Source organism: Bacillus sp. GB_SG_008, assembly GCF_052038115.1.
Classification (GTDB): Bacteria; Bacillota; Bacilli; order Bacillales; family Bacillaceae_G; genus Bacillus_A; species Bacillus_A rhizoplanae.
Genome location: NZ_JBPZSK010000011.1, coordinates 1 through 26,248, shown reverse-complemented (window position 1 = coordinate 26,248; position 26,248 = coordinate 1). Strand labels below are relative to the sequence as shown.

Sequence of the window (26,248 nt, the reverse complement as noted above, 5' to 3'; positions counted from 1 at the left end):
ACTTTATCAGTTAGTGAGCCTCCAACTCCCACTGAACTTTTCTCTTCCCATTCCCTTGGGGGATCAATTTGTTCTTATCTATATGAAGGTTTTATGGAATTGGTGCCTAGAAAAATAGAAAAAGACTACTATGCGCAGTCTTGCGATAGTAGCCATATAGCTGATTTAAATAAGAATGGGGAATTTCGTAAATCATTTGACTTATGAAGTAGAAATATATGTTTTTGCTTTTTTTAGAACAATCAAATGAATAAACAGTATACTTCCAACTAGTAGTAATAACGTAAATAAGAGATAACCAGTACTAAGTAGAACCATAATTGAAAAGAACGTTAGCTGCACGATCGTTACTAGAAATACAAGCGTAATAAAAGCGCGTTTTCGTTCTTTAAGTGAAACTGGATATAATGCTACAATACTATTTCCCGAAAAATAATTCCAAAGGGCGCGAAGTTGTAAAGCGGTTATGTATAGGATACATAACGCAATGATTCCTTTTCCGATGAACGTAGGACTGTAGTATAAAACAATGCATCCTACTACAGTCAATCGTATGTAGATGCCAAGGTAACCGTTCGCGCGCAAAAAGGATAAACTATACAAATATAAAAAAGGAGATCGCTTTTGATACAGTAGTCTTTCAATCCAAACAGTCAGCCATTTTCTTTGTTTTACTTGCTGTTTTATTTGCGGCACATCTGTAAAGAAATGAATAAACTGATAAAAGCGCATATCCATTTTTTCTTCTTGCTCTATTAAATATTCCCAATGAATGTGCCGTTTTCGTTTATTAATCGTATATAAAAATAAGAGCGTTATGAAAAGTAGTATACTTCCTACAATCATAATGGAAGTGAATTGAAACATTGTATATGTAATGGCTGCATTACAGAATATCCTGATAAGCAACCAGTGTGAAATAGATTCGGTTCCTCTATATGTCCAATGCAAATACATATTCCACCACTTTATAAAAGCAAGAATGACAAAGGCTCCGCATAAAAAAGCAGGAGTTGTATGTAACGATTGCTGCGCGAGAGGTGTAATGATGAGTACTACGCATAATAATGGAAAGAGCTGAATGATATAACTGTACAAAAGAGAGCGTTTAAAATAATATGCGAGTTTTTCTTCTATTGGCAATAGATATAGGATATCTGGTTTTTGTAAAAATGTACGAATTGGAGAACGAGTGAGTGCAATTGTAAGTAAAACCGTCACAATGGTTAATGCAACAGACTCAGATGGAAATGAACGAAGAAATTTTGCATAATAATAGCCGCCTACACAAAGAAGTAGAAGGAAGCTATAGATAAGCCCGCTTGCAATACGCGCAAAGTACATCGTGATTTTTTGTAGATGTTGCTGAAAACGGTCATTCCAAAGTGTTTCGATTGTCACTGAGATCACTCCTTTGTTTTATCCCGCTTTAACGGGCAGTAAAATCCCCACCTCAAGATGCAGAGAAAAGCGAAGAAGATAGGTGGGAGATAACTGCTCGTAAAAGCCCGATTGGTTCAACTAACCATCAGTGGGGGAGGAAGAACCCCCACTGATGGAACTTTCACTTTATTATAAGCAGGGTAGTGTTTCTCTTGCTACCCGTTAACAAGATAAAAAAGCAAGTTACCTTTAGCTAGGCAACTTGCTCGTTTTGTTTTTCTTTTTTCTCGTCACGTTTCATTAATGGATAGAAAGCAAATCCAACTAAAAATAATCCAATGCCAAGCAGGAATGTTTTCATATCAGAAGAGCCAGTTTTAATAACCCATAGTGCATAAATAAGAGCAATCGCAGCAATGATTCCATCCACCATACGAGAACCCTTTTGATTTTCGTATGTTTCACCTGTGATAACAAGCTTGAGCTGGAAGATTGGAGAAACGAGATATGGGATTAAATAGGCAAGTGTTGAAACGGTAATAACAAATGTATACGCCTGGGCAATTGACCCGGATAGTGTTGAGAATAGGAACACTTGCGACATAATATTTGTTAAACGAAGCGAATGAATCGGGCTTCCTTTTTTATTGGTTTTTGTGAAGAAGGATGGAAAGAATCCTTCTTTTGCTGCTTGATACGGTACTTCTGAGCTTAATAAAACCCAACCAAGAATGGATCCAAATAGAGAAGTAAGTGCAAGCAACGCCATTAATTTTCCGCCGTTATGACCCATTACTGCAGTTAATGCATCCGCTAATGGTCGTTCAGATGCTTGTAGTTTATCTATATGAAGAACACCCATTGTTAAGATGGTAATTCCTAAATAGATACCAACTGTTAGTAGTAAGCCGGTAACAGTTGCACGTTTTACTGTTTTTGGTGAAACAGCACGGTTTGATAATAATACAGCCGACTCGACACCAATGAAGGCCCAAAGTGTTGTTAAGGCTGCTAAGTTTATTTGCGATAGCAGTCCGTGTGAAATGCCTTCTTTATCAACGATTGGCGTATACCATTGTCCAAGTTTAGAAGCTTCGAAGGCAAATAATGTAACAATGATGAAGAGAAGGAATCCTGTTACTTTCGCTGCTGTTGCTAAAAAGTTTAATTTACCGGCACCATTTACGCCATTTGCCAAAATCATATGGGTACCCCATAATAAAATGGTGCAAATGGAGAACGTAATCAATTTTCCAACTTCAATGTTGAAAGTTCCAACTGAAAACAATACGTGAGTATCTTTCATAATTGGGAAAAAGAGTGATAAATAGCCAGCAAATGATGTAATGATGGCTACGTTGCTTGCCCAGTTTGCAACCCAGTAGCCCCATACGATGCTAAAACCCGCCATTTTTTTTGTTTTTTGTGAAGAAAAGAGCGCGTAAGCATGACTTTGCGGACCTGTTGTTAAATCAGGACGACGAATTGCTAAATTACCGAAAACAAGAGCTAGCATTAATACGCCAAATCCTGTTGTTAACCAAGCTAATGTAACACCAAGAGGGCTGGCCGTTTGTGCTAATGTACTTGGAATCATAAAAATACCTGCCCCAACCATATTCCCAACTACAAATGCAGTAAGTACCCAAAAGCCCCATTTTTTTTGCTGCATAGAAACTACCTCCAAAATTAGTATAACCAAGTCAAGCGAGGAGATATGTATGTGTTTGAAGTTCCAAACAAAACAAAAAAACGCGTATATATTCACGCGCTTTTCAATCTTATTAAGAAACCCGCGGACATACCTCTCGATAGCTCTCCACAAGCAAAAAGCCTGTGACAGTCCTGCACTTATTTAATGCAGGCCCAGCAAGAAAGCGCTGTGGATGCTTCTTGCTTCGGCAACTATTCCTTTCCGATTTGATCAGCGATGCCACACATCTCCTAAATCATACTATTAATAATTGCAACCTCTACCTCACCGAGATACGAATGAGGATTTATGTATAAAGTTAACATAACCAAGGGTAACAAATGGCTTTTTATTCGTCAATGCAAATAAACATAATCAGATTATTGTGAGAATAGGGTATGTTTAAGATAGTGAAACAACTTAAGGCTTCGCATCATATAATATGTATATGAAATGAGGTATAAAGCAAAGATGCTATCAGTAAGTTTTTTTTCGTCCCTTACTGACGGCTAGTTGAACTACGGGTAGCTTTATCCCGCTATTCGCGGGCAGTAAGCCCCCCACCTCAAGATTGAGAGAGAAGGAAAGAAGATAGGTGGGGATAACTGCCCGTAAAAGCCCGATTGGTTCAACTAACCATCAGTGGGGGATGAAGAAAACCCCCACTGATGGAAGTTTCACTTTATTTCCTTAAAAATTTGGTGGAAGTTTTACTGTCCATAAATAGCGAGATAAAGAGGGATAGTGAATGGAGAGCTGGTTTAAGAGAAACTGCTTTATATGTGGGAAGGAAATTCATAGGCACCAGGAGCCAAGTGCAGTAGAGAAGTTAAAAAAGCAAAATGAAGAGCTCGCAGCTTCTTTAGAACGATGTATGAGACTCCTCTATGATACACAAAAGAATTTAAGTAAGAATTTAAGTAAAAAAACAGAAAAGAGTGCATTGCCGCCTCTTTTTTCATTAGGAGATAAGATAGAAGTATTTGATGGGGAGACACGTACAGAGGGGATCTTTATTGAGTGTACAAACGAATGGTTATATTGGGTTAACGTTGATTATAATCTAACCATTAGTCATATAAAAAGTGTAAAAAATATTATAAAAAAAGAGTCTATTCAAAAAGGGGTTTAAATAACTCTTTTTGAAATAGACTTTGCTTTTTTTGTCCTAGGAGTTAGAACACTTTATGAGCAATTAGGAAACTTTACGAATGTTAATTGTATCTAAGCTTGTCACGTTTATATTAGCATTGCTATCCACCCAGACTACGAAGTTGCCTTCGAAGCGAATGAAAACACCTTGACCGTCAATTTCACGTCCAGCTGAAAAAACGCGGATTTTGTCGCCTTCTACTAAGCCGTTTAATGTTGCCATGTGACCACCACCTCCCTATCAGAAGTTAATATATATATATGAAAATGATAGAGAGTGTGTGCGAGAGAAGTGTAGTATTAGCAACTATTTTTATAAAATATAGAGGTGAGTAGAAATTATTTTTTACTCACCTTTATAGAGTTACATTACATTCAATACTGTTATTTTCTCACGTGTCATAGATTCAAGATTCTTACGAATACCTTATGCGTCCGCTAATCTGAACAGAGCCATTTGTTATGGTTAATGTTTTGTATTTAACCATTAGTCATATAAAAAGTGTAAAACGTATTATAAAAAAGAGCCTATTCAAAAAGGTTTTATATGACCTCTTTTGATATAGACTCATCTTCTTTTAGTGAAAAGGATTTAGAATATTTTCTTTATAGGTAATTAGGAAATTTTACTAATGCTAATTGTATCTAAACTTGTAACATTTATATTAGCATGGTTGTCCACCCAGACTAGGAAGTTTCCTTCGAAGCGAAGGAAAACACCTTGACCATCGATTTCACGTCCTGCTGAGAAAACGCGGATTTTGTCACCTTCTACTAAGCCGTTTAATGTTGCCATGTGACCACCACCTCCCTATCAGAAGTTAATATATATATATGAAAGTGATAGAGAGTTTGTGATGAGAAAATGTAGTGTTAGTAACTATTTTTACAAAATATAAAGGTAAGTAGAAACTGTTTTTTACTTACCTTTATAGATTTACATTAAATTTAATCTTGTTATTTTTTCATGCGTCATAGATTCAAGACCTTTACGAATACCTTGTGCACCCACACTAGAGCTTAATAGTAAATGCTAATTGTCATGCTAAGTCCTCCTAAAAATAGTGACTTGTAAGAGTGAGGTATATGGTGATTGTATGAGGTTTGAAAAAATCCAAACGAAATATTTTTAAAAGCGATTTCGGGGACGTTCTTTTGCTTAATAATCTTTTTCCATAAAAATAAAAAAACAATTGACAGAAAAGTCTTTAAAATTATACAATTAAAAATGGAAAATAAAAGAAAAAGGAGGTGTGCGTGATGATTGTAATCGTATATATGACTGGCTCAGTTGTTTTACACAATGAAAACAATAAATATCATCACGCAACCTCTACGGACAAATAACGCTTCTTTTTAGTTGAAAAGGAAAGCGTACGTTGCGTGTGTCGTGACGTACGCTTTTATGCGTTTTTCGCATATCGTCAAAGCGACGGTATGCCTTTTTTTGTCTCTTTTTTTAGATTGTTCCTATACATTTGTATAGTTTCAATAATAAATGAAATGGAGAAAGGAAGGAATGACGATGGAAAAGTATGAGGTGCGAATGGTAAAAACGGAGACGCTGGATAGCGGATAATGAGTCAATGTTTAAACAGCAACAGGAAGGGAGAGGTTAGATTGTTTTCTGTATTACAAAAATTAACATGGTTTTTTAAAACGCATTGGAAAAGGTATAGCATTGCCATTTGTTGTTTACTTATTGTCAATGTGGTTGAGATTATTCCGCCAAAACTAATTGGATTGGCGATTGATGATATAAAAGCTGGGGATTTAACAAACGCGGGGATTATGAATTATGTGTGGATGTTACTGGGAGCAACAACTGTTGGTTATGTACTTTCTTATGTATGGCAATATCATTTATTCGGCGGCGCATTTGTGCTTGAAAAAACGATGCGTTCCAAATTTATGGGGCATTTGCTGAAGATGACGCCAACTTTCTATCAAAGAAATCGTACAGGTGATTTAATGGCAAGGGCAACGAATGATTTAAAAGCAATTGCCATGACAGCTGGATTTGGTATTTTAACGCTCGTTGATTCGAGTTTATATATGCTCACAATTGTGCTTATGATGGGTTTTTCGATTAGTTGGAAGTTAACATTCGCTGCTTTATTGCCGCTTCCGATTATGGCGTATGCAGTGAGTGCTTATGGAAAGAGATTACACGAGCGCTTTACAGTTGCACAAGATGCATTTGGAGATATGAACGATAAAGTGCTGGAGTCGATTGCAGGTGTACGTGTCATTCGCGCTTATGTACAGGAAAGAGAAGATGAGAAGCGATTTAATACGTTAACAACAGATGTGTATGCAAAGAATATGAAAGTCGCAAAAATTGATTCACTTTTTCAACCGACAGTGAAAATGCTTGTTGGGATAAGTTATTTAATTGGCCTTGTGTACGGAGCGTTTTTAGTATTTAAAAATGAGGTAACGATTGGGGAACTTGTATCGTTTAACGTGTACCTTGGTATGATGATTTGGCCGATGTTTGCGATTGGTGAGCTGATAAACGTTATGCAGCGCGGGAATGCTTCACTTGATCGTGTAAATGAAACGTTAACATATAAGCAAGACGTAAAAAATGTAAAGAAACCATCACGTGTACATCAGCCAGACTGCATTGATTTTGAAGATGTATCCTTTTCGTATCCAACATCCTCTAAATTAAATTTGAAAAACGTTTCGTTCTCGTTAAATAGAGGGGAAACACTTGGGATTGTTGGGAAAACGGGAAGTGGCAAAACAACGCTCGTTCGGCAGCTTCTTCGCCAGTATCCACTAGGAACAGGTGAAATTACAGTATCCGGTGTATCGCTGCAAAATATACACATTGATAATGTATTAAGTTGGATTGGATATGTTCCGCAAGAACACATTCTTTTTTCGAAAACAGCACGGGAAAATATTTTATTTGGAAACCCGAAAGCAAGTGAAGCAGAGTTGCAAAAGGCCATTGAAATCGCTGCTTTCAAGAAAGATTTGGAATTTTTGCCAGATGGATTAGAAACACTTGTTGGAGAAAAAGGTGTATCACTATCTGGCGGGCAAAAACAACGTATTTCGATTGCACGAGCAGTGATCCAAAATCCAGGAATTTTAATTTTAGACGATTCGTTATCAGCTGTTGATGCAAGAACGGAAGCGGCGATTATTGAAAATATCCGGAAAGAACGCAGTGGGAAAACGACGATTATTACGACGCATCGTCTGTCTGCTACGGAGCATGCTGACTGGATTCTCGTGTTGGATGATGGTGAAATCATTGAAGAAGGAACGCATAACATGCTGATTCAAAAGGGCGGTTGGTATACAGAGCAATTTGAAAGGCAACAAGGGGAAGAAGTAGAAGGTGAGGTGAAAATATGAGCGTTGGAAAACGATTATTTCAATATGCAATGAAAGTAAAAGCAACGATTGGGATAGCTTTAGCGATGTTATTTATTTTTGTTATTGCTGAATTAGCTGGTCCGTTTGTTGCGAAAACGATGATTGATGAACATATCGTAGGGATTGAAAAGCCTTGGCACGAAACGATAAAAGGAGACGATACTGTTTTTTATAACGGTGCTTGGTATAAGCGAGGCGATCGGTTTAAAGCAGGAGAACAGAAAGGAAAAGAGGTTCGCATTGTTCAAATTGGCCGCGACTACTATTTTATTCCTAATAAAGTTTCCCTTGAAGGAACGCGTTCTGTCAAGGGGAATATGATTACAATTCAGAAAGGGAAAGCGGTGCAAGTATATAAGGGGACTAAGCTTACAGGGGAGGAAATTTTCTCGTTTTATCAACCAGAAATAAAACGGCTATTCTTACTTGGCAGCGGATATTTAGCTCTTTTACTTGTTGTATCCCTCTTTGCATACGGAAAACAATTTTATTTACAAAAAGCAGCGAATAAAATTATTCAAATTATGCGAGAAGATGTGTTTTCTCACATTCAAACATTGCCGATTCGTTACTTTGATCATTTGCCGGCCGGGAAAATCGTTTCTCGTGTGACAAATGATACGGAGGCGATTCGAGAGCTATATGTAACAGTACTATCGACATTCTTTTCTAGTTTTATTTACATCATTGGTATTTTTATTGCCTTGTTCTTATTAGATGTAAAGCTTGCGCTCATGTGTTTAATCCTTATTCCAATTTTATGTGTGTGGGCTATTTTTTACCGTAAGTATGCATCTGTGTACAATCATAAAATGCGCTCACGGTTATCGGATATTAATGGAACGGTCAATGAATCCATTCAAGGAATGCCTGTTATTCAAGCGTTTCGTCAAGAACGTGCAGTAAAACAGGAATTTGAACAGCTAAATGAAGAGTATTATATGTATCAAAATAAAATTTTAAGTTTAAATGCAGCGACTTCTCATAACTTAGTAGGGGTGCTCCGCAATATTGCGTTTACAGGTGTGATTTGGCATTTTGGCGGCGCATCATTAAGTGCAGCAGGGATGATTTCATTAGGTGTGCTATACGCGTTTGTTGATTATTTAACACGATTATTTTCACCAATTACAAACATGGTGAATCAGTTAGCAAATTTAGAGCAAGCGCGCGTGGCGGCAGAGCGTGTGTTTGAATTGTTAGATGAAAAGGGAGAAGCAGTGCAGGAAGAGCATGTTCCGCGTTTACGAGGAAATGTTCGTTTTAATAACGTTTCGTTTTCCTATAACGGGAAAGATGAAGTTCTGCGAAACATTTCCTTTGAAGCGAAGCAAGGAGAAACGATTGCGTTAGTTGGTCATACCGGATCAGGAAAAAGCTCGATTATGAATGTACTCTTTCAGTTTTACGAATTTCAAAAAGGGAACATCACGATTGATGGATATGATATAAAGGCCATCTCAAAACAAGCACTTCGTGAGCATATGGGAATTGTACTGCAAGATCCATTCCTATTTACAGGAACTGTTGCTTCAAATGTGAGTTTAGAGCAAGAACGAATTTCGAAGGAACAGATTGTGAAGGCGCTGCGTGATGTTGGAGCGGAACGCTTTGCAAACAACATTCAAGAAGAAGTAACTGAAAAAGGAAGTACGCTTTCAACAGGTGAGCGGCAACTTATTTCCTTCGCACGCGCACTTGCATTTGATCCAGCGATTTTAATTTTGGATGAAGCAACATCCAGCATTGATACAGAAACAGAAGCGATGATTCAACAGGCGCTTGAAGTCGTGAAAAAAGGGCGCACTACATTTATTATTGCCCACCGCTTATCAACGATTAAAAGTGCAGATCAAATTATCGTACTGGACCGCGGAACGATTCTTGAGAAAGGTTCACATGAAGAGTTGATGGCAAAGAAAGGGCGTTATTATGAAATGTATAAAACACAGATTGCGGGTAGTCAAAGTGCGTAACGTTCACGGAATGTTCGGAAAATTTTAAGATAATGTTTACAAGTGGGACGTATTCTTCCTTTGTCTATATGATATTTTTTTGATAAAGGGGGAATACAAATGGAGGAATTATCGGTTACCTTTAACATTGCTTTCTTTTTGTTATTATGTGGACTGATTGGATATTGTGTATTAGATTCTTGAAGAACTTGCCGCCCTGGCAAGTTCTTTTTCATGGTAGAGGTATGCTTCACGAATTTCTCATTTTCATAATATAACATTTGTAAAAACACACCAAAAAATTGTATTATGTATTAGCTGCTTTGCTTGAGAATCCTCTTTAAATAAAATTTTATTCCTACATTTATCCATGTATTTGTTTGATTTTGAACGAATAGGATACACTAAGTGAGAACATTTTGATTGAAAAATATTGCAAGATTGAATACAATAATCAATATTGTTCTTAAATTCCTATCAGAATACTTGGAGGACTGTTATTATGAAAAAATTACTTTCATTTTTCGTACTTGCATTATTGGTTGTGGGAGTTGTAGCGGGTTGCGGAAAACAAACAAAAGATACAGCTCAAGAACCTAGCAAAGATGCGTTAGATCAAATTAAAAAGAGCGGAGAGCTTGTTATTGGAACAGAAGGTACATATCCGCCGTTCACATTCCATGATGAAAGTGGAAAGTTAACAGGGTTTGATGTTGAGATTGCAGAAGAAGTAGCAAAGCGTCTTGGCGTGAAACCAGTATTTAAAGAAACACAATGGGACAGCTTATTTGCTGGACTTGATGCAAAACGTTTTGACATGATTGCGAACGAAGTTGGGATTCGTGCAGATCGCGAAAAGAAATATGATTTCTCTAAACCATACGTATCTTCTTCAGCAGTACTTGTAATTCCGAAAGATAAAGACAAACCAGCGAAATTCGAAGATATAAAAGGCTTAAAAGCAGCACAATCTTTAACAAGTAACTTTACTGACATTGCGAAGAAAAATGGTGCAGAAATCGTTGGTGTAGAAGGCTTTAACCAAGCAGTTGAATTATTAAATTCTGGCCGCGTTGATTTAACAATTAATGATCGTTTATCTGTATTAAACTACTTAAAAACAAAACCAGATGCGAAAGTAAAAATTGTTGATACAGAAAAAGAAGCATCACAAAGTGGACTGATGTTCCGTAAAGGCAGCGATAAACTTGTTGCTGAAGTAAATAAAGCTTTAGATGACATGAAAAAAGACGGCACTTACGACAAAATATCGAAGAAATGGTTTGGTGAAAATGTATCTAAGTAATGTTTTATTTGATGTAGATCGATTATCCGTTTGGACTGATATAACAAAAGCATCCTTCATGCCTATGCTGAAGGATGCTATTTTCACTACAATACCACTTGCATTGATTACATTTATAATTGGTTTAGTGTTAGCGACGTTAACAGCATTATGCCGTATTTCTGGAAATCGCGTATTAGAATGGATTGCACGCATCTATGTATCTATTATTCGCGGTACACCGCTTCTTGTTCAGTTATTTATTATTTTTTATGGACTTCCGACAATAGGAATTACAATTAATTCCTATCCAGCAGCGATCATTGGTTTTTCGTTAAGTGTCGGAGCGTACGCTTCAGAAATTATTCGCGCTTCTATTTTATCGATTCCGAAAGGACAATGGGAAGCTGCGTATACAATTGGTATGTCGTACCCGCAAGCGCTGCGCCGCGTTATTTTACCGCAGGCAACACGTGTTTCGATTCCGCCTCTTTCCAATACATTTATTAGTTTGATTAAAGATACATCGCTGGCGTCAATGATTTTAGTAACAGAAATGTTTCGGAAAGCGCAGGAAATTGCAGCGACAAACTATGAATTCTTGGTTGTGTATACAGAAGCGGGACTGATTTATTGGATAATTTGTTTCTTATTATCTATTGTGCAGCAAATTCTTGAAAAACGAACAGAGCGTTACACTTTAAAATAATCCTTGCTAAAAGGAGTTTTGGTTTACATGATTTCAATTCAACATTTACAAAAAAGTTTCGGTGATAACACCGTTTTGCAGCATATTGATATGGCAGTAGAAAAAGGTGAAGTTGTTGTTATTATTGGACCTTCTGGTTCTGGTAAGACAACATTGCTTCGTTGTCTAAACGTACTAGAAACCCCTAATGGCGGTGTAGTTCGTATCGGTGACGAAACACTTGATTTCTCAAAAAATGTGACAAAGCGTGATATTGTGAAGCTGCGCATTCAAACAGGTATGGTGTTTCAGCATCACAATTTATTCCCGCATTTTACAGCACGTGAAAATGTAATGGAAGGCCTTGTAACCGTTAAGAAAGTTTCAAAAGAGAAGGCAAAAGAAAAAGCGGAGTATTTTCTGAGAAAAGTTGGACTCGGTGATAAGATGGATTTATATCCATTTCAGCTTTCAGGTGGACAACAGCAGCGCGTAGGTATTGCACGCGCGCTTGCGATGGAGCCGCAAGTGATTTTATTTGATGAACCGACATCAGCGCTTGATCCTGAACTTGTGCAAGAAGTGCTAAAAGTGATGAGAGAACTTGCACAGGAAGGCATGACGATGGTAATTGTCACGCATGAGATGCGTTTTGCTCATCAAATTGCGAATCGTGTTATCTTTATGGATGGCGGTGTGATTGTTGAACAAGGCACACCAGAAGAAGTGCTAGTACATCCGAAAGAAGAACGAACAAAGAAATTTTTACAAATGCTACAGTAGAAGATAGAAAGGTCTCAAGCGATGCTTGAGACCTTTTTGCCATATATATTTATTTTTGATATCCGCCAAGGCTTTGTTCAGCCATTGCTACTAAACGCTTTGTAATTTCTCCACCTACTGAACCATTTGCACGAGCTGTTGAATCAGCACCTAATGTTACTCCAAATTCAGTTGCAATCTCATATTTCATTTGGTCGATTGCAGCAGTTGCACCAGGTACTACTAATTGATTGTAAGAACTTTGGTTTGCCATAGGATATGTCCTCCTTAGAGTGAGTTTTGGTTGGATTAGCTGGAGTTGAACCAGAATCGCCCCGTTTGGCACTAATCCATCGTGTGGAGTGATTGTAATCATAGTATGGATGATACGTAGAAAGATATGCGAAATGTTAGTTTGTAAAATTTGTAAAAATTAATAATGCCAAAAATTACAAATCCCCTATTTGCATAGAAAGAATACGCTTTTACATACTATGAATACACCAATACAAGGAGGTGATATAACATGGCTAGAAACAATAGTCTTGCAGTTCCAGGTGCACAAATGGCTTTAGATCAAATGAAGTATGAAATCGCAACTGAGTTTGGCGTACAACTTGGACCAGATTCAACATCACGCGCAAACGGATCTGTTGGCGGTGAAATTACAAAACGTCTTGTATCTTATGCAGAGCAACATTTAGGTGGTTTCCAAAAATAAATCAAAATGGCTATAGGGGACGGGAATACCGTCCCTTTTTTGGAGGAATCAAAATGGCGATATGTCCGCTTTGTAATGCATTAGAATATAAAGCTTATACCTGTCCTACTTGTACGAGTATACTCCAAGATTATGGAAAAACAGTCGATTATATTGGTCCATATAGTGCCTATATGGACCAAGAACTGCTAGAGGAAGTGGATGGATTGTCCGCACATGATTCGCAGCAATATTGCCTTCATCTTTTATATTGTCCTACATGTGAAAAGCAAACAGAAGTAACTGTACAGCTTATATGAAAATCCGTCTCAGCAAGAAGTTGAGACGGATTTTTTGTAATACAGAAAGTTTCTATAACCTATTTCTCCTGCTACTGCTGGTATGTGCCCAATTGGGCGGGCTTCCCATCCTCAGCTTACAGTTCCTGTTTCTCTTTGAAAGGGAGTAATGATTGATAATAACGAAGAGGTGCTGTGTATACTTTTTCAGCAATATCGGTATTATGTTGAATAAAGGCTGTATAAGTAGGTTTTGCATCTATGTGGCATAACCAAACGGCACCATTTGCATCCATTACAATAGAGAGCTCTAATTCAAAAAGGTGAGAAAAGGTATTTTCTAAAGCTCGAGGCGTTTCTTTCGTAATAACGTGTAGACTATCCTGTAATAATGTAAGGTCAATTTTTGATAGATGATGTTGCAAATTTTTAAATGCAGTAAATCTTGTTTGCTCTGTAAGAGGAAATAAGAAAGAATAAGGTGTGTTGTCTATTTGAATAACTTTTTCTTGTTCTATCCATGTACCTTCTCTATTCTTTTGTAAAATAGAGCGAATATGAACAGGAGATGTTGAGTGAGGTGATATAGGCTGTATTGTATAATCACGTGTTTGAAGCAATGATTGTAACCAAGGTAAAAACGTATCTTTTGTTTGGAATGTTTTTGTTGGAAAGCGATTTCGTTCTAATGTAGTAACATGAAACGTGCGATTTTGATAAAAAATGTGGTACATATTTTGTTTTGAAAGTGAATGCAAGGGCTTTATAATCACATCTTTTTTTGTTTGTAATAGCTGTAATGTTGTTGTTTTACTTGCTTGTTTTATTACAGGCACATATGGTACTAGTTGTTTGTTTTTTGTAAGAATTTCATACATATTTGCTTCATTTGGAAGCTCATCATTTAAAAATAATGAATCCGGGCGACTGTGAAGCCATTTTATGATAGGAAGTGCCCTTTTAACATTTTTTTCATCTTTGTATGAGCATCGGTTGTATATGTGGGATGGAATGACGAATTGCTGCTCTACCCAATCCTGTTTATCGGTATCAAAGAGAAGTCCGTTGACAAGCTCCGTTTGCGGATCAATGCTAAAGGGAGTAAACTGTACAACGACAGTACGAGACGATTGTGCTCGCTTTGCAATTTCTGTGTAGTATTCTCGCTCGTGATGGAAACGCGATGTTAATATTCCGAGAACCATAAAAAACTCCTCCTTTTATATAGCACTAAACATGTGTTTAATTGAGTAATATTCAAAGAAATGCGTCTTATACCAATTGCTTTAAATCTAATGAGCAGTATTTTTGATAGGGGGCTAGTGTCTCGTTTGCTGGAGCATTATAGAGCAGTTATAATGAAGGGGATGTATATGTGAGAAACGAATCAAACGTGGCTTGTATCGTACGAAAGAGAACAAACTACTGAACGCTGATGTGAATGGTGCCTATAACATCTTAAAAAAAGCAGTTCCAAAGGCGTTTGCCGATGGAATAGAGGGGTTGTGCCATCAGGCAGCTGTGTCAACTCCACTCGTGTTAAGCATCTCTTGAAGGTGATACACGAGAAACCCCCACTTCAAGATCCGAAGGAGATAAGTGGCGGGAGTTTTCATAATGTCATAAAGTGAATTTACTTCACATATCATACATAGTCTGATATCGTAAGAAGGGTATGTAAAGATCGAAAACATATAAACAGTGTGATATTGTATCACATTGCAAGGAGGATATATATAATGACAAAAAACATGCATGATGTTGCTTATGAATTACAAAAAACAATTACAGAAAATCCAGACTTTCAAGCATTAAAAGTAAGTTATGCAGAAGTGCAAGCAGATGCAGAGGCGAAACAATTATTTGATCGTTTCCGTATGATGCAAATGGAACTTCAACAAAAAATGATGCAAGGTGAGCAATTAACAGAAGAAGACAATCAAAAGGCGCAAGCAGTTGTAGCATTAGTACAACAAAATGCAAAAATCACAAACTTAATGCAGGCAGAGCAACGTCTGAATATCTTAATCGGCGATTTAAATAAAATCATCATGAAGCCGCTTGAAGACTTATATAACGCATTCATGTAATCATATGAAAGAGGCACTTCCTGATGAACTAGGAAGTGCCCTTTTTATCCCGCTATTTTGGAGCAGTAAGACCTCCGCCTCAAGGTTCAGAGAGAAGCGAAGAAGATAGGTGGGGGATGAAAAAACCTCCACTGATGGAAGTTTCCCGTTATTTCATTTAGAAACAAAGGGATGACCTTGAAAGTAAAACCGCCACGGATAGTGTACTGCTTCTTCTGCGTAATCAATATTAATGCGGGGACCCGCAGCAATGTCGTATGTATGAGAAAGGGGATTGTCTGGAGTAACTCGTTCAACATATAACTCATCACTCGTAAGCATCAATCCTTTTTGCTCTAATGTAATTCCCATTGCTTTACATAGCTTGCCAGGTCCATTTGTTAAGTTTTTAAACTGCGATTTTGTAATATCTGTTTTCCCGTATCTTGCTTGCTTCATATCTTCAATACCTTCTACTGGTTCTAATGCCCGAATTAACACTCCTTGTGGTATACCTTCCGGTGCCGTAATAATATTAAAGCAATGATACATACCATAAATGAGATATATATAAGCATGGGTAGGAGCCCCGTACATAATTTCTGTTCGTTCTGTGCGGCGACCGCCATAGCTATGTGCTGCTTTATCATCAGGTCCTTTATATGCTTCTACTTCTACAATGATTCCGCTTCGCTTTACTCCATTAACAACGTGAACGAGCTTATGCCCAAGCAATCGCTTCGCAACGTCTAATGTATCGCCTTCATACCAAGAAAGTGGCCATTTCATTTAGCAAATTCCTTTCGTAAGACTTTAAATGAGTAAAGCAGCATCCTTTCGTATGGATGCTGCTTAAAATGAATTGTTTGATAAATCAATCATGTAATTCTTGCAGTATACCATGAATGAGAGAAATAAGGTTTTGCTTTGTTTGTTCATCTGTGACTGTAGCATCATTATTAAATTTAGTTCCAACAGATGGAATGAGAACCGATCCATTTTGAACAATAGTAACATCCAACATACCTAGTGTAAGTAGTAAAGATTCATGTGCCTTGTCTCCGCCGGTAATTGATGGAGAAGCTGTTATAACAGCCACTGGTTTTTTGTAAAGTTCAGCTGATGAGACAAGCCATTCTAATGAATTTTTTAAGACTCCAGGTATACCTTTTGCGTACTCTGGTGTGCAGATAATGAGCGCATGCGCTTCAGCTAGTGTCTTTCGAAAATCTTCAACAACAGTCGGTGCCTGAATGCGATCAATATCTGGATTAAAATGAGGAAGGTCTTGTATTCCGTTATAAATATTATAATCAATATTTTCGGGAATAAACGCTGCTAAAGTTTTTAATATATTGGTGTTGGAGGAACCTTCTCGAATGCTTCCGGAAATAGCTATTATCCTTTTGCAGTTACCCATATAATCACCTCTACAAACAGAATATACTCTTAACTAGAAAGAAATCAAAAATCTTGAATGATTTTATTGCAAACATATTATACAAATTCGCACTCGTTCTAATTAACAGTATCGTCTCATAAGTTAATAATAGAAAAGTGCAGCTAAGAAGAGGAGGTACTTCATCATGATTTATCGTTTACTAGCTCTTAATATAGATGGAACACTCTTACTTCCAAATGGGAAATTACAAAAAGGAACGCGTGAAGCGATTGAATTTGTGAAGAGAAAAGGTGTATATGTTACGCTATTTACGAATCGAAATTTTCAATCCGCTCATAAAATAGCAAAATCATTAAAATTAAATTCTATATTAGTGACGCATGGCGGTGCATTTATTTCATCTTCATTAGATAAACCGTTAATTCAAAAACGATTATCTGAAGAAGTGACATTTAATATTGTACAGGTGCTTGAACATTTTGAATGTAACATTCGCATTTCTCATGAAAGATTTTCGATTGGAAATCGGCAGCAGCATACGCCAAATTTAATTGCACGAACAGTCTTATCAACTTCTGATCCGTTATTTTACCCGGTTCAATTTGTAGATTCACTCGGTGATGCACTTCGCGATCAACCGGTAGCTGCGCCGAAAATTGATGTTACATTTGCGACTCAAAGTGAAAAGCAGCGTGCGCTCACAACCTTACAAAAAGCATTTGAAAATGTCCATTTTGTAGAATGCGGGAAAGAACAAATCGAAATATTACCGCCTCATGTATCGAAATTACGCGGGTTGCAATTATTGGGAGAGCATCTTGACATTGAATTAAAAGAAATGGTAGCAATTGGAGATAGCCTGGAAGATTTAGATGTTATCGAAAGCGTTGGATTAGGGGTAGCGATGGGCAATGCTCCGATTGCTTTAAAGAAAGCAGCCGATTGGATTACACGCTCAAATAATGAAAACGGTGTGCAATATATGATTAAAGAACATTTTCGAAAGCAGTTTCCAATTAAGTTCTTGAACAATCATACACAAATGAAGAGATGGTAAATAAAAACCTCAGGCGAATACCTGAGGTTTTTCTAATATATTATGAAGCATTTTCTAAATCGTTAAACCAAAGTGCGTTTTGGCCTGAAGAAGATAAATTTTTAATGGATTATTGTGATGATTATATTGATAGAGCTCATCAATATTTTTGTCAAAAGAGGAGGAGTTAAAATGAAGAGAGATGATAACAAGATTGGTCACTTTACATCTAAAGAAGGGAAGGAAGACTTTCAAATTGCTTACGATGAATCAATGGCACTTCTTCCAAAGCCTAACGAAACGAAAGATATAAAAACGAAATATGGCACAGTTCGTGCTTATTACTTTACTAAAGAGGAAAACAAACATAAAGATCCAATACTCTTACTCCCTGGCCGTGGTGCATCTACTCCAATGTGGGTACCGAATTTGGAAGGGCTAAGGGAGGAAAGACCAGTTTACACGATAGATTTACTTGGTGAACCTGGTATGAGTGTGCAAACGAAGGTGATTGAAAACCAAAAGCAACAAGCAGAATGGTTAAATGAAGCGATTGAAGGATTAGGTTTAGAAAAAGTGCATATCGTGGGTGTCTCAGTTGGTGGTTGGACAACAATGAATTTGGCCAGATATAATCCAGAGCATATTGCTTCGGCTAGTTTATTGGACCCAGTCTTTGTATTTGCACAAATGTCCATAAAGATGATTCTTGCATCTATTCCAGCTTCCGTACCTGTTGTACCTAAGTTTATAAGAGAAAAGATGTTAAGCTATGTTTCTGGAGGAGCAAAAGCAAATGACGATGAGCCTATTGCTAAATTAATCGAGTCGGGTATGCGTAATTATAAACTTAAAACCCCAGCACCTGATCTATTTACTAAAGAGGATTTAAAGAATATCAATGTTCCAGTTCTTGCATTAATGGCTGAAAAAAGTACAATGCACGATTCAGCAAAAGCAGTTGAAACTGGGAAAAAATATGTTAAAGATATCGATATCGTTAACTGGAAAAATGCATCTCACGCAATCAATGGTGAGTTCTCTAACGAAGTTAATGCTAAAATCCTTGATTTTGTAGAACAACATTCTAATGACAACTAAGTTGAAAGTGGAAATATGTTGTAATAACAGCTTACATTATCACTTCTTTTTAATAATCGGAGTAAAAAATATACAGATATCCACTGTACGATTAGATTCTTTATTCAACAAACGGGCGCAATTCTGCAACAAGAATTGCGCCCGTTTGTTAAGGGCCCTTTTGTGGAATAATACTTAATGAGAGAATTAGGGAAATTTTGTTAAAGTAAATAGAGAAGATTGTGAAGAACTGTACTTAAGCTAACGGGACAGGTTAGTTTAATATTTGGACAATTTATTTTTCTAGGTTTTTCTTAAAAATGGATGGTTCTTTTTTAATGTGAAATCGCTCTTTTAAAAAGCCCCTTAAATTTCTCCCTATCTTCTGATGTAAATGGTTTTGGCCCCTTTGTACGCTTTCCGCTTTTTCGAGCCATTGCACTCAAATAACGTGTTTGTAATAATTGGTCAATGTTTTCATTTGTATATCTAGACCCATTATGGTGAAGTACTGCACACCCTTTTGCTAAACCTAGCGAAGCAAGACCATAATCTTGCGTAACGATTATATCTCCTTTTTCTGCTAACTTCATAATCCGATAATCCGCAGCATCTGCTCCAGAATCAACATAAATGGTTTCCACTCCTGATGGTTGTTCCTTATTAGAAAAATGAGAAAAACTAGTAACAAGGATAACAGGAATTTCAGCATTCGTACCTTCAGAGATAATGATATCTTTTACCGGACAAGCATCTGCATCAACATAAATTTTCATCTTTACCTCTCCCCGTAAATAAGTTTGAGTTGATGATAATGGCAAATTTAGCCTTTGTCAAACGATAAAGATGGGTTACCTAAAATCATTTTAAAAAAAGTTATTCCATTAAAGGGCGCGATTGTGGAGCAATACAGGCAGAAAAAGGCCCTGACCGCTTCTAAGCATGGCCAGACGCTCTCGCCCACCCTAAAAGAAAGGTTTTATTTCGGTGTTTCAATTTGTATTCATCTAGTTTAAAATGTTCCTAAAAATTAGAAGTCCCATCCCCAATAGTTCTTTATTGACCTCCTATTAGCCTTCAAGTAAACTAAAGGAAGTTTGAAAATAGAAAAGGTGATGATTGTTGTTAATTTCAATTAAAACGTTACAAGATGATCGTTTTTTACGTCCGCTGCAAAATATTAGCGGCTTATTTTTTGAAGAAAGTACGGTAGCATTTGAAAAAGAAGATGCAAATATCATTGTTGATATAAATATAGAAGGAAATGTGACAGCTTCTGCTCGTTTAACGGAAATCGCGACAGGAAACGTGTATGAAGAAACGTTTTCTAAAGATTTATCGTCCTTTACGGAAGAAAAAGAACGTATGAAGCAAGTGAAGCATGTCGTGTCTTATGTATATCTGTCTGTTCTCCAGCAGTTAACAGGTGTGGAGCAAAAGTGGGGAATCTTAACAGGTGTGCGCCCAACGAAGCTTCTTCATAAAATGTTGCAAAGCGGTATGACAAAAGAGGAAGCGCATAACGAACTTCGTGAAAGTTATTTAATTCATGATGAGAAAATTGAGCTTATGCAGCGTATTGTTGATTGCCAACTCGCTGTTGTGCCAGATTTATATCGTTTAAAAGAAGAAGTAAGTATTTATATTGGTATTCCGTTTTGCCCAACAAAATGTGCATACTGTACATTCCCAGCTTATGCGATTAATGGACGCCAAGGATCTGTTGATTCATTCTTAGGCGGCTTGCATTATGAAGTTCGTGAAATTGGTAAGTTTTTAAAAGAAAAAGGCGTGAAAGTAACGACGATTTACTATGGCGGCGGTACGCCAACAAGTATTACAGCAGAAGAAATGGACATGCTGTATGAAGAAATGTATGAGTCGTTCCCAGATGTGAAACAAGTTCGTGAAGTAACGGTAGAAGCAGGACGTCCAGATACAATTACACCAGAGAAGTTAGAGGTGTTAAATAAATGGAATATCGATCGAATTAGTATTAATCCGCAGTCGTACCATCAAGAAACACTAAAAGCAATTGGACGTCATCATACAGTAGAAGAAACAATTGAAAAATACCATCTTGCTCGCGAAATGGGTATGAACAATATTAATATGGATTTGATTATCGGTCTTCCGGGTGAAGGATTAGACATCTTTAAACATACACTAGCAGAAACAGAAAAGCTTATGCCAGAATCGTTAACGGTGCATACATTATCTTTTAAGCGTGCTTCTGAAATGACGCAAAATAAGCGTAAATATAAAGTGGCAGGCCGTGAAGAGATTACAGCGATGATGCATGAAGCAGAAGAGTGGACGAAAGAGCATAATTACGTACCGTATTATTTATATCGTCAAAAGAATATTTTAGGTAACTTAGAAAACGTTGGTTATGCAATGCCAAGTCAAGAAAGCATTTATAACATTGTTATTATGGAAGAAGTGCAGTCTATCATTGGTCTTGGCTGCGGTGCATCAAGTAAATTTGTTCATCCAAAGACGGGTGCCATTACACACTTTGCTAACCCAAAAGATCCAAAATCGTATAATGATGGTTATGTGAAGTATACAGAAGATAAACTTAAAATTTTACAAGAGTTATTCGGATAAGAAGCTGCCAGTTTGGCAGTTTCTTTTTTTTATCCCGCATTAACGGGCAGTAAGACCCCCACCTCAAGATTCAGAGAAAATCGAAGAAGCTAGGTGGGGGATAACTGCCCGTAAAAGCCCGATTGGTTCAACTAACCCTCAGTGGGGGATGAAGAAAACCCCCACTGAGGGAAGTTTCACTTTATTATGTAAAACGCTGTCGAGAATAATCAAAAAAAAGAAGTAAAAATTAGCAGGAGATGTCTAATTGTGAACGAAATCATAAAATTATGAAAACTTTAAGGGGGAAGATGCGACATGTATATGACTATTGGTAGAATTTTTGATCTAGCTGTGCAAAAATATCCACAAAAAGAAGCGTTAGTAGAACCTGAAAAAAACATTCGCTGGACATATAAACAGTGGGATAAGGTGGTAAATAAAACCGCACATGCGCTACTTGCAGAAGGAGTAAGAAAAGGGGACCGCGTTTCCGTTTACTTATATAATTCACATGAATTTGTAACCGTTTACCTAGCTTGTACGAAGATTGGCGCCATCTTTAATCCGATCAATTTCCGTTTAAAAGCAAAAGAAGTTTCCTACATATTGCAAGATGCTTCCTCTAAAGTTGTTGTGTTTGAAAAAGAAGTTGAATCAACAATTTCTATGATTGAACGTGATTTTCCGCATACTTCATTTTGGTGCATTGAAGATGATGTGCCATCTTATGCGGCTTCTTATCATGAAAAAGTAAACGAAGCAAAGGCAGAACCAATCGACATTGAAGTTGATGAAATGGACTATTGCTCTATGCTATATACGAGCGGTACGACTGGAAATCCAAAAGGAGTGCTACATCGTCACCGGGACATGGCTGAGCATAGTATGATTTGTACGTATTATTTAAAATATACACGTGATAGCGTGGGGTTAATTGTAGCGCCGCTATATCACTGTGGTGAATTAAACGCTGGTTTTCTGCCGCGTATTCAAGTTGGCGGGAAAAATGTTATTCTACATCATTTTGATACGAAAACAGTGTTAGAAACAATTCAAGAAGAAAAAATTTCAACGTTCTTTGCGGCACCGACAATGTGGAACATGTTGCTGCAAGAAGATTTAACAAAATATGATTTAACCTCAATGAAGATAGGGGTTTACGGCGGAGCAGCAATGGCGCCGGCGCTTGTGAAAGAATGTAAAGAACGTCTTTATATCGATCTTGTGCAAATTTATGGGATGACAGAGTTTGGACCTGTTGTAGCGTTTCTTGTAGAAGAAGATCAACTTACAAAAGCAGGATCAGCAGGGACACCTTGCTTTAGCCATGAATTGCGCATCGTGAAGTCAAAGGAAGATGAACCATCAGAACCAGACGATGTACTTGAGCCTTACGAAGTTGGAGAAATTATTTTACGCGGACCAACTATGATGGCTGGATACTATAACCGCGAAGAGGCAAATGAAAAAGCAATGTATAAAGGTTGGTATCATTCCGGTGATCTTGGCTATTTCGATAAAGATGGTTATTTATACGTGGCGGATCGTGTTGATGATATGGTAATTAGCGGCGGTGTGAACGTTTATCCGCGTGAAATTGAAGACTTCTTGCATAGCCATGATGGTATTCTAGATGTTGCTGTACTTGGAGAACCAGATGAATTATGGGGAGAACGTGTAGTAGCGGTAGTTGTGAAGAAAGACGAGTCATTAACAGCAGAGGAGTTAGATCGTTATTGTAAGGAAAGTGATGAATTAGCCGATTATAAACGCCCTCGTCATTACGTATTTGCTAAAGAATTGCCGCGTAATGCAAGCGGGAAATTGCAAAAGTTTGTGTTGCGTGAATCTTTAAGGGAAGCGACGAAATAGTATAAAGTGAAACTTCCATTAGTGGGGGGCATCCCCTACTAATGGAAAGTCCTCATCAATTGGGCTCTTACTGCCCCAAAAAGCACAGTTTAATTTTGAAACTGTGCTTTTACTGTTGATTTTGTTATAATAAACACATGATTTTGAAAAAGTGAATATTCTTACTTTATAGTAATATTTCCATTTTGTGTTGACTGCAATTGAATTTGAATTGTTATTTCATTCATAGGAGGGATTTTTTTATGTCTATGTTTAAAAGATTGCGCGATTTAACGATGTCAAATGTATATGCATTGATTGAAAAGGCTGAAGATCCAATTAAGATGACAGATCAATATTTACGTGATATGCAAGAAGATGTAGAGGAAGCGGAGAAGAGTGTAGCTGCTCAAATCGCACTTGAGAAAAAGTTCAAATTATTATACGAAGAACAATCTGCACTCGTAACGAAACGCGAGGAGCAAGCGCATATGGCTGTACAGGCAAACAACATTGATCTTGCGCGCCGTGCTTTAGAGGAAAAGAAAACTGCAGAACAAAAGATGAATGAGTATAAAACGAGTTATGAACAAAATAAGCTGGCAGCTGATAATCTTCGTGCAAAGTTAGAAGAGATGCGTAAGCAATTAACGGAATTAAAGAACAAACGTGAAACGCTTGTTGCAAGAGTGAACGCAGCGAATGCGCAAAAGAATATTAATAAGGCGATGTCTGGATTTGATTCCAATACAGCAAAAGCAGGTTTAAGCCGTATGGAGGAAAAAGCTCTTCAACTGGAAGCGGAAGCAGAAGCAAGCGGTGAAATATACAAAAAAGAAAAGTCGTTAGATGAAGAGTTTGCGAATATGAATAGAGATAAGCAGGTAGAAGATGAGTTAGCTCGTATTATGAAGCAGTACGAGAAATAATTGGTTTAAAAGACATTATAGAAAATTTATTTGAAGAACCGACATGTCGTAAGGAGTGGATAATGTCGGTTTTCTATTTTTACTTAAAATAGTTAAGGAGGATTTGTAATGACATGGATGAATATTGCGGCAATGTTTGTATGGACGCTGTCAGGTGCTGTTCTTTTGTTTGTGCTCATGTGGATAGATTCTATTTTTACTAAATATAAAGATTTAGCCGAGATAAAAAAAGGAAATATTGCTGTAACGACTCGTTTTGTCATGAAACTTTTTGCACAAGGATATATTTTGTCACAGTCGATTTTGAAATCAAACGATTTATGGCAAGCTTTATTGGCCTCTGTTGTTTCTTTTGCTATCTTATTTATTTTAGAAAGGTTAGTAGAATTCATTTTGAAGAAGATAGCTGGCTTAGATTTAGAGGAAGGGACTGTGCAAGGAAAAGTTGCTCATGCGCTTTTAGCAGGTTCATTGCATATCGTTGGTGCTCTCATTTTAGCAGCGTGTCTTTAAAAATCAGAAGCGGAGGGGATAGCTCTTGAGTTTATTTAAACGTATTAAAAATATATTGAAAAGTCCTGAACCTGTTAAGTCTGAGAAAAGTGTACTGTCTTTAAATCCAGGGGATATTCTTGAGGTGTCTTTGGTCACTTATGAAATTATAGGAAAAACACGTATGCATGAACGAAACGAGATTTTCTTAACATTGCAGGACGGAAATACGATTCGTTATTTAAAGGTTGAAAATCGAGAAAAGGTCTATTATGAATTATATACACCAATTGATGGGCGATTGGATTCTTTTAACGAAATTCCTACTACAATTGAAATGGATGATTTAGAGTATTATCTGGAAGAACAATATTCTTGCCGGGCATCTATCACCGGAAAAACACCGTTTGCAGTATCTGGCGAACAACATGTTTGGGAGTTTCAATCTGACAACCGTAAATTGCTCAGAATTGAATGGCAAGAAGGGCGCACAATGATGTACGAAGGAGAAACAATTCTTACGGCAGATGTACAAATCATACGGGCGACGTAAGGGGGTGCAATCATGCTAAAACGACTGTTTACCATGATGAAAGCCTCCATCGGATTTACCATAGCTGCTTCTATTGTATTCATAATCGCTCTTTTCACTTTGTCAGGTTGCGATAATGACAAAGAGGTGAAAGATCTTTATCCATTAGAATCAGTTTTAAAAGAAGGAAAGCAAGAATCATATGTATATAGGGCTGCGAATGAATCTGTTCCTGACATAGCAAAAAAACTGGCCGATCAAAAAAAGCCAGAGCAAATGTCTAAAGAAGATGATAACCAAATGTTTCTTGTATATCCTGATGAGTGGTATAACATTCAGAAGGATAAGGAGAAACCATCCGATACATTAATTGAAGTAAGTAATGAGGAGTTTGTTCGCCAAAATTATCAGCCGTCTTTTTTAGAAGGTTACATTGTAGGAAGTATAGTCAGTAATTTATTTGATTCTCATAAATCGTATCATGGTGATTACCGCGGGTATACAAGTCGAAAAACGTACAAACCGATAATTGATTACCGCCCGCCTACTGCGCAAGAGAAAAAAACGCTGCCGCCACTAACAAAACAAGGTACTGGCTCTATCATTAAGAGAAGTGACAAAGTAAATGATTCCGGTACATCTGTGGGAAGTGAAGGCAGTGTTACGAAGAAAAAGGAGCAAACTGTTCCACCGTCTGAGCAGAATAAAGGGAAAATCATTAAATCACCTGATAAACCAAGTGGTTCAGACGTTAAACCGAAGTCATCTATCACTACTCCTCCAAAAAACACATCTCCTCCGAAAACGAGAGTTGGAGGTTCTGGAAAAATTACGAAGAGACGGTAAAGTGAAGCTTCCATCAGTGCGGGATAAAGTGAAACTTCCGTCAGTGGGGGTTTTCTTCATCCCCCACTGACGGTTAGTTGAACCAATCGGGCTTTTACGGGCAGTT

General features: G+C 37.3%; 27 protein-coding genes and 1 riboswitch. Of the genes, 18 read left to right on the top strand and 9 right to left on the bottom strand.

Going from position 1 to position 26,248, the window contains the following annotated elements; translation table 11 throughout:
* Positions 1-201: 201 nt before the first annotated feature.
* Entirely contained in the window at positions 202-1,401 is a 1,200-nt protein-coding gene (locus ACTDJC_RS20250) for an ABC transporter permease (RefSeq protein ID WP_253628698.1), read from the bottom strand.
* Between the two features lie 235 nt (positions 1,402-1,636).
* Positions 1,637-3,055, bottom strand: a complete 1,419-nt coding sequence (locus ACTDJC_RS20245; protein WP_440604518.1) for an amino acid permease — start codon at positions 3,053-3,055, stop codon at positions 1,637-1,639.
* 132 nt (positions 3,056-3,187) lie between these two features.
* A riboswitch (Lysine riboswitch) is annotated at positions 3,188-3,367 on the bottom strand.
* A 457-nt stretch (positions 3,368-3,824) separates the two neighbouring features.
* On the opposite strand from ACTDJC_RS20245, the gene ACTDJC_RS20240 reads away from it, so the two are divergent.
* Complete coding sequence (locus tag ACTDJC_RS20240) at positions 3,825-4,208, top strand: hypothetical protein (protein WP_440604517.1); 384 nt, start codon at positions 3,825-3,827, stop codon at positions 4,206-4,208.
* A 63-nt stretch (positions 4,209-4,271) separates the two neighbouring features.
* On the opposite strand, the gene ACTDJC_RS20235 is transcribed toward ACTDJC_RS20240, so the two are convergent.
* Together ACTDJC_RS20235 and ACTDJC_RS20230 are read right to left on the bottom strand one after the other, a co-directional pair.
* Positions 4,272-4,451 carry a hypothetical protein gene (locus tag ACTDJC_RS20235; protein ID WP_440604516.1) on the bottom strand — a complete coding sequence of 60 codons (180 nt, stop codon included), beginning with the start codon at positions 4,449-4,451 and terminating at the stop codon, positions 4,272-4,274.
* 393 nt (positions 4,452-4,844) lie between these two features.
* Positions 4,845-5,024 carry a hypothetical protein gene (locus ACTDJC_RS20230; protein ID WP_440604515.1) on the bottom strand — a complete coding sequence of 60 codons (180 nt, stop codon included), beginning with the start codon at positions 5,022-5,024 and terminating at the stop codon, positions 4,845-4,847.
* Positions 5,025-5,848: 824 nt separating this feature from the next.
* Here ACTDJC_RS20230 and ACTDJC_RS20225 point away from each other — a divergent pair.
* The 5 genes from ACTDJC_RS20225 to ACTDJC_RS20205 all read left to right on the top strand — a co-directional run bounded on the left by ACTDJC_RS20225 (position 5,849) and on the right by ACTDJC_RS20205 (position 12,335).
* Positions 5,849-7,603 carry an ABC transporter ATP-binding protein gene (locus tag ACTDJC_RS20225; protein ID WP_440604514.1) on the top strand — a complete coding sequence of 585 codons (1,755 nt, stop codon included), beginning with the start codon at positions 5,849-5,851 and terminating at the stop codon, positions 7,601-7,603.
* Positions 7,600-9,600 carry an ABC transporter ATP-binding protein gene (locus tag ACTDJC_RS20220; RefSeq protein WP_440604513.1) on the top strand — a complete coding sequence of 667 codons (2,001 nt, stop codon included), beginning with the start codon at positions 7,600-7,602 and terminating at the stop codon, positions 9,598-9,600. Before ACTDJC_RS20225 ends, ACTDJC_RS20220 begins: the two co-directional genes overlap by 4 nt.
* Positions 9,601-10,081: 481 nt before the next feature.
* Positions 10,082-10,885, top strand: coding sequence for an amino acid ABC transporter substrate-binding protein (locus tag ACTDJC_RS20215; RefSeq protein ID WP_098308246.1), 804 nt, complete (start codon positions 10,082-10,084; stop codon positions 10,883-10,885).
* Positions 10,872-11,573 (top strand): amino acid ABC transporter permease, encoded by a 702-nt coding sequence (locus ACTDJC_RS20210; RefSeq protein ID WP_098308296.1) that lies wholly within the window; start codon positions 10,872-10,874, stop codon positions 11,571-11,573. Before ACTDJC_RS20215 ends, ACTDJC_RS20210 begins: the two co-directional genes overlap by 14 nt.
* A 27-nt stretch (positions 11,574-11,600) precedes the next feature.
* Complete coding sequence (locus ACTDJC_RS20205) at positions 11,601-12,335, top strand: amino acid ABC transporter ATP-binding protein (RefSeq protein ID WP_098308248.1); 735 nt, start codon at positions 11,601-11,603, stop codon at positions 12,333-12,335.
* 49 nt (positions 12,336-12,384) lie between these two features.
* On the opposite strand, the gene ACTDJC_RS20200 is transcribed toward ACTDJC_RS20205, so the two are convergent.
* Positions 12,385-12,588 (bottom strand): small, acid-soluble spore protein, alpha/beta type, encoded by a 204-nt coding sequence (locus ACTDJC_RS20200; protein ID WP_440604512.1) that lies wholly within the window; start codon positions 12,586-12,588, stop codon positions 12,385-12,387.
* 252 nt (positions 12,589-12,840) lie between these two features.
* Here ACTDJC_RS20200 and ACTDJC_RS20195 point away from each other — a divergent pair, with 252 nt between their 5' ends.
* Both ACTDJC_RS20195 and ACTDJC_RS20190 read left to right on the top strand, forming a co-directional pair.
* The gene (locus ACTDJC_RS20195) at positions 12,841-13,035 is read left to right on the top strand and encodes an alpha/beta-type small acid-soluble spore protein (protein WP_098308252.1); all 195 of its coding nucleotides are present in this window, start codon (positions 12,841-12,843) and stop codon (positions 13,033-13,035) included.
* A gap of 53 nt (positions 13,036-13,088) precedes the next feature.
* Positions 13,089-13,334 carry a hypothetical protein gene (locus tag ACTDJC_RS20190; protein WP_098308254.1) on the top strand — a complete coding sequence of 82 codons (246 nt, stop codon included), beginning with the start codon at positions 13,089-13,091 and terminating at the stop codon, positions 13,332-13,334.
* Positions 13,335-13,450: 116 nt separating this feature from the next.
* Here ACTDJC_RS20190 and ACTDJC_RS20185 read toward each other — a convergent pair whose 3' ends face one another.
* The gene (locus ACTDJC_RS20185) at positions 13,451-14,518 is read right to left on the bottom strand and encodes a YheC/YheD family protein (RefSeq protein ID WP_098308256.1); all 1,068 of its coding nucleotides are present in this window, start codon (positions 14,516-14,518) and stop codon (positions 13,451-13,453) included.
* 193 nt (positions 14,519-14,711) lie between these two features.
* Between ACTDJC_RS20185 and ACTDJC_RS20180 the strand changes: the two genes are divergently transcribed.
* Positions 14,712-14,867, top strand: a complete 156-nt coding sequence (locus tag ACTDJC_RS20180) for a transposase (protein WP_253628703.1) — start codon at positions 14,712-14,714, stop codon at positions 14,865-14,867.
* A gap of 185 nt (positions 14,868-15,052) precedes the next feature.
* Positions 15,053-15,403: a YlbF family regulator gene (locus ACTDJC_RS20175; RefSeq protein ID WP_098308258.1), complete on the top strand. Its 351-nt coding sequence runs from the start codon at positions 15,053-15,055 to the stop codon at positions 15,401-15,403.
* A gap of 153 nt (positions 15,404-15,556) precedes the next feature.
* Here ACTDJC_RS20175 and ACTDJC_RS20170 read toward each other — a convergent pair whose 3' ends face one another.
* Together ACTDJC_RS20170 and ACTDJC_RS20165 are read right to left on the bottom strand one after the other, a co-directional pair.
* The gene (locus ACTDJC_RS20170; protein WP_440604511.1) at positions 15,557-16,171 is read right to left on the bottom strand and encodes a DNA-3-methyladenine glycosylase; all 615 of its coding nucleotides are present in this window, start codon (positions 16,169-16,171) and stop codon (positions 15,557-15,559) included.
* A gap of 85 nt (positions 16,172-16,256) precedes the next feature.
* Positions 16,257-16,802, bottom strand: coding sequence for an NADPH-dependent FMN reductase (locus tag ACTDJC_RS20165; protein WP_253628705.1), 546 nt, complete (start codon positions 16,800-16,802; stop codon positions 16,257-16,259).
* 166 nt (positions 16,803-16,968) lie between these two features.
* On the opposite strand from ACTDJC_RS20165, the gene ACTDJC_RS20160 reads away from it, so the two are divergent.
* Together ACTDJC_RS20160 and ACTDJC_RS20155 are read left to right on the top strand one after the other, a co-directional pair.
* Positions 16,969-17,841 carry a Cof-type HAD-IIB family hydrolase gene (locus tag ACTDJC_RS20160; RefSeq protein ID WP_098308264.1) on the top strand — a complete coding sequence of 291 codons (873 nt, stop codon included), beginning with the start codon at positions 16,969-16,971 and terminating at the stop codon, positions 17,839-17,841.
* Between the two features lie 171 nt (positions 17,842-18,012).
* The gene (locus tag ACTDJC_RS20155) at positions 18,013-18,921 is read left to right on the top strand and encodes an alpha/beta fold hydrolase (protein ID WP_440604510.1); all 909 of its coding nucleotides are present in this window, start codon (positions 18,013-18,015) and stop codon (positions 18,919-18,921) included.
* A gap of 314 nt (positions 18,922-19,235) precedes the next feature.
* On the opposite strand, the gene ACTDJC_RS20150 is transcribed toward ACTDJC_RS20155, so the two are convergent.
* Positions 19,236-19,676, bottom strand: coding sequence for a YaiI/YqxD family protein (locus ACTDJC_RS20150; protein WP_440604509.1), 441 nt, complete (start codon positions 19,674-19,676; stop codon positions 19,236-19,238).
* A gap of 343 nt (positions 19,677-20,019) precedes the next feature.
* On the opposite strand from ACTDJC_RS20150, the gene ACTDJC_RS20145 reads away from it, so the two are divergent.
* From ACTDJC_RS20145 to ACTDJC_RS20120, 6 genes are all read left to right on the top strand, one after another.
* Positions 20,020-21,510: a coproporphyrinogen III oxidase gene (locus ACTDJC_RS20145; RefSeq protein WP_440604508.1), complete on the top strand. Its 1,491-nt coding sequence runs from the start codon at positions 20,020-20,022 to the stop codon at positions 21,508-21,510.
* A gap of 297 nt (positions 21,511-21,807) precedes the next feature.
* Complete coding sequence (locus tag ACTDJC_RS20140) at positions 21,808-23,364, top strand: fatty acid--CoA ligase (protein WP_098308272.1); 1,557 nt, start codon at positions 21,808-21,810, stop codon at positions 23,362-23,364.
* 242 nt (positions 23,365-23,606) lie between these two features.
* Positions 23,607-24,272, top strand: a complete 666-nt coding sequence (locus ACTDJC_RS20135) for a PspA/IM30 family protein (protein WP_440604507.1) — start codon at positions 23,607-23,609, stop codon at positions 24,270-24,272.
* 108 nt (positions 24,273-24,380) lie between these two features.
* A complete protein-coding gene (locus tag ACTDJC_RS20130; protein ID WP_440604506.1) occupies positions 24,381-24,785 on the top strand; it encodes a DUF350 domain-containing protein in 405 nt (134 codons plus the stop codon).
* A 25-nt stretch (positions 24,786-24,810) separates the two neighbouring features.
* Complete coding sequence (locus ACTDJC_RS20125) at positions 24,811-25,317, top strand: DUF4178 domain-containing protein (protein ID WP_098308278.1); 507 nt, start codon at positions 24,811-24,813, stop codon at positions 25,315-25,317.
* A gap of 12 nt (positions 25,318-25,329) precedes the next feature.
* Entirely contained in the window at positions 25,330-26,142 is an 813-nt protein-coding gene (locus ACTDJC_RS20120) for a DUF4247 domain-containing protein (protein ID WP_098308280.1), read from the top strand.
* The last annotated feature ends 106 nt before the right edge of the window (positions 26,143-26,248 follow it).

Excerpts from the sequence above, each read along its gene's own strand:
- ACTDJC_RS20195 (WP_098308252.1), top strand. The coding sequence starts at position 12,841 with ATGGCTAGAAACAATAGTCTTGCAGTTCCAGGTGCACAAATGGCTTTA.
- ACTDJC_RS20185 (WP_098308256.1), bottom strand. The coding sequence starts at position 14,518 with ATGGTTCTCGGAATATTAACATCGCGTTTCCATCACGAGCGAGAATAC.
- ACTDJC_RS20175 (WP_098308258.1), top strand. The coding sequence starts at position 15,053 with ATGACAAAAAACATGCATGATGTTGCTTATGAATTACAAAAAACAATT.
- ACTDJC_RS20230 (WP_440604515.1), bottom strand. The coding sequence starts at position 5,024 with ATGGCAACATTAAACGGCTTAGTAGAAGGTGACAAAATCCGCGTTTTC.
- ACTDJC_RS20215 (WP_098308246.1), top strand. The coding sequence starts at position 10,082 with ATGAAAAAATTACTTTCATTTTTCGTACTTGCATTATTGGTTGTGGGA.
- ACTDJC_RS20220 (WP_440604513.1), top strand. The coding sequence starts at position 7,600 with ATGAGCGTTGGAAAACGATTATTTCAATATGCAATGAAAGTAAAAGCA.
- ACTDJC_RS20245 (WP_440604518.1), bottom strand. The coding sequence starts at position 3,055 with ATGCAGCAAAAAAAATGGGGCTTTTGGGTACTTACTGCATTTGTAGTT.
- ACTDJC_RS20190 (WP_098308254.1), top strand. The coding sequence starts at position 13,089 with ATGGCGATATGTCCGCTTTGTAATGCATTAGAATATAAAGCTTATACC.
- ACTDJC_RS20170 (WP_440604511.1), bottom strand. The coding sequence starts at position 16,171 with ATGAAATGGCCACTTTCTTGGTATGAAGGCGATACATTAGACGTTGCG.
- ACTDJC_RS20165 (WP_253628705.1), bottom strand. The coding sequence starts at position 16,802 with ATGGGTAACTGCAAAAGGATAATAGCTATTTCCGGAAGCATTCGAGAA.
- ACTDJC_RS20200 (WP_440604512.1), bottom strand. The coding sequence starts at position 12,588 with ATGGCAAACCAAAGTTCTTACAATCAATTAGTAGTACCTGGTGCAACT.
- ACTDJC_RS20135 (WP_440604507.1), top strand. The coding sequence starts at position 23,607 with ATGTCTATGTTTAAAAGATTGCGCGATTTAACGATGTCAAATGTATAT.
- ACTDJC_RS20155 (WP_440604510.1), top strand. The coding sequence starts at position 18,013 with ATGAAGAGAGATGATAACAAGATTGGTCACTTTACATCTAAAGAAGGG.
- ACTDJC_RS20140 (WP_098308272.1), top strand. The coding sequence starts at position 21,808 with ATGTATATGACTATTGGTAGAATTTTTGATCTAGCTGTGCAAAAATAT.
- ACTDJC_RS20205 (WP_098308248.1), top strand. The coding sequence starts at position 11,601 with ATGATTTCAATTCAACATTTACAAAAAAGTTTCGGTGATAACACCGTT.
- ACTDJC_RS20235 (WP_440604516.1), bottom strand. The coding sequence starts at position 4,451 with ATGGCAACATTAAACGGCTTAGTAGAAGGCGACAAAATCCGCGTTTTT.
- ACTDJC_RS20150 (WP_440604509.1), bottom strand. The coding sequence starts at position 19,676 with ATGAAAATTTATGTTGATGCAGATGCTTGTCCGGTAAAAGATATCATT.
- ACTDJC_RS20240 (WP_440604517.1), top strand. The coding sequence starts at position 3,825 with ATGGAGAGCTGGTTTAAGAGAAACTGCTTTATATGTGGGAAGGAAATT.
- ACTDJC_RS20160 (WP_098308264.1), top strand. The coding sequence starts at position 16,969 with ATGATTTATCGTTTACTAGCTCTTAATATAGATGGAACACTCTTACTT.
- ACTDJC_RS20130 (WP_440604506.1), top strand. The coding sequence starts at position 24,381 with ATGACATGGATGAATATTGCGGCAATGTTTGTATGGACGCTGTCAGGT.
- ACTDJC_RS20210 (WP_098308296.1), top strand. The coding sequence starts at position 10,872 with ATGTATCTAAGTAATGTTTTATTTGATGTAGATCGATTATCCGTTTGG.
- ACTDJC_RS20120 (WP_098308280.1), top strand. The coding sequence starts at position 25,330 with ATGCTAAAACGACTGTTTACCATGATGAAAGCCTCCATCGGATTTACC.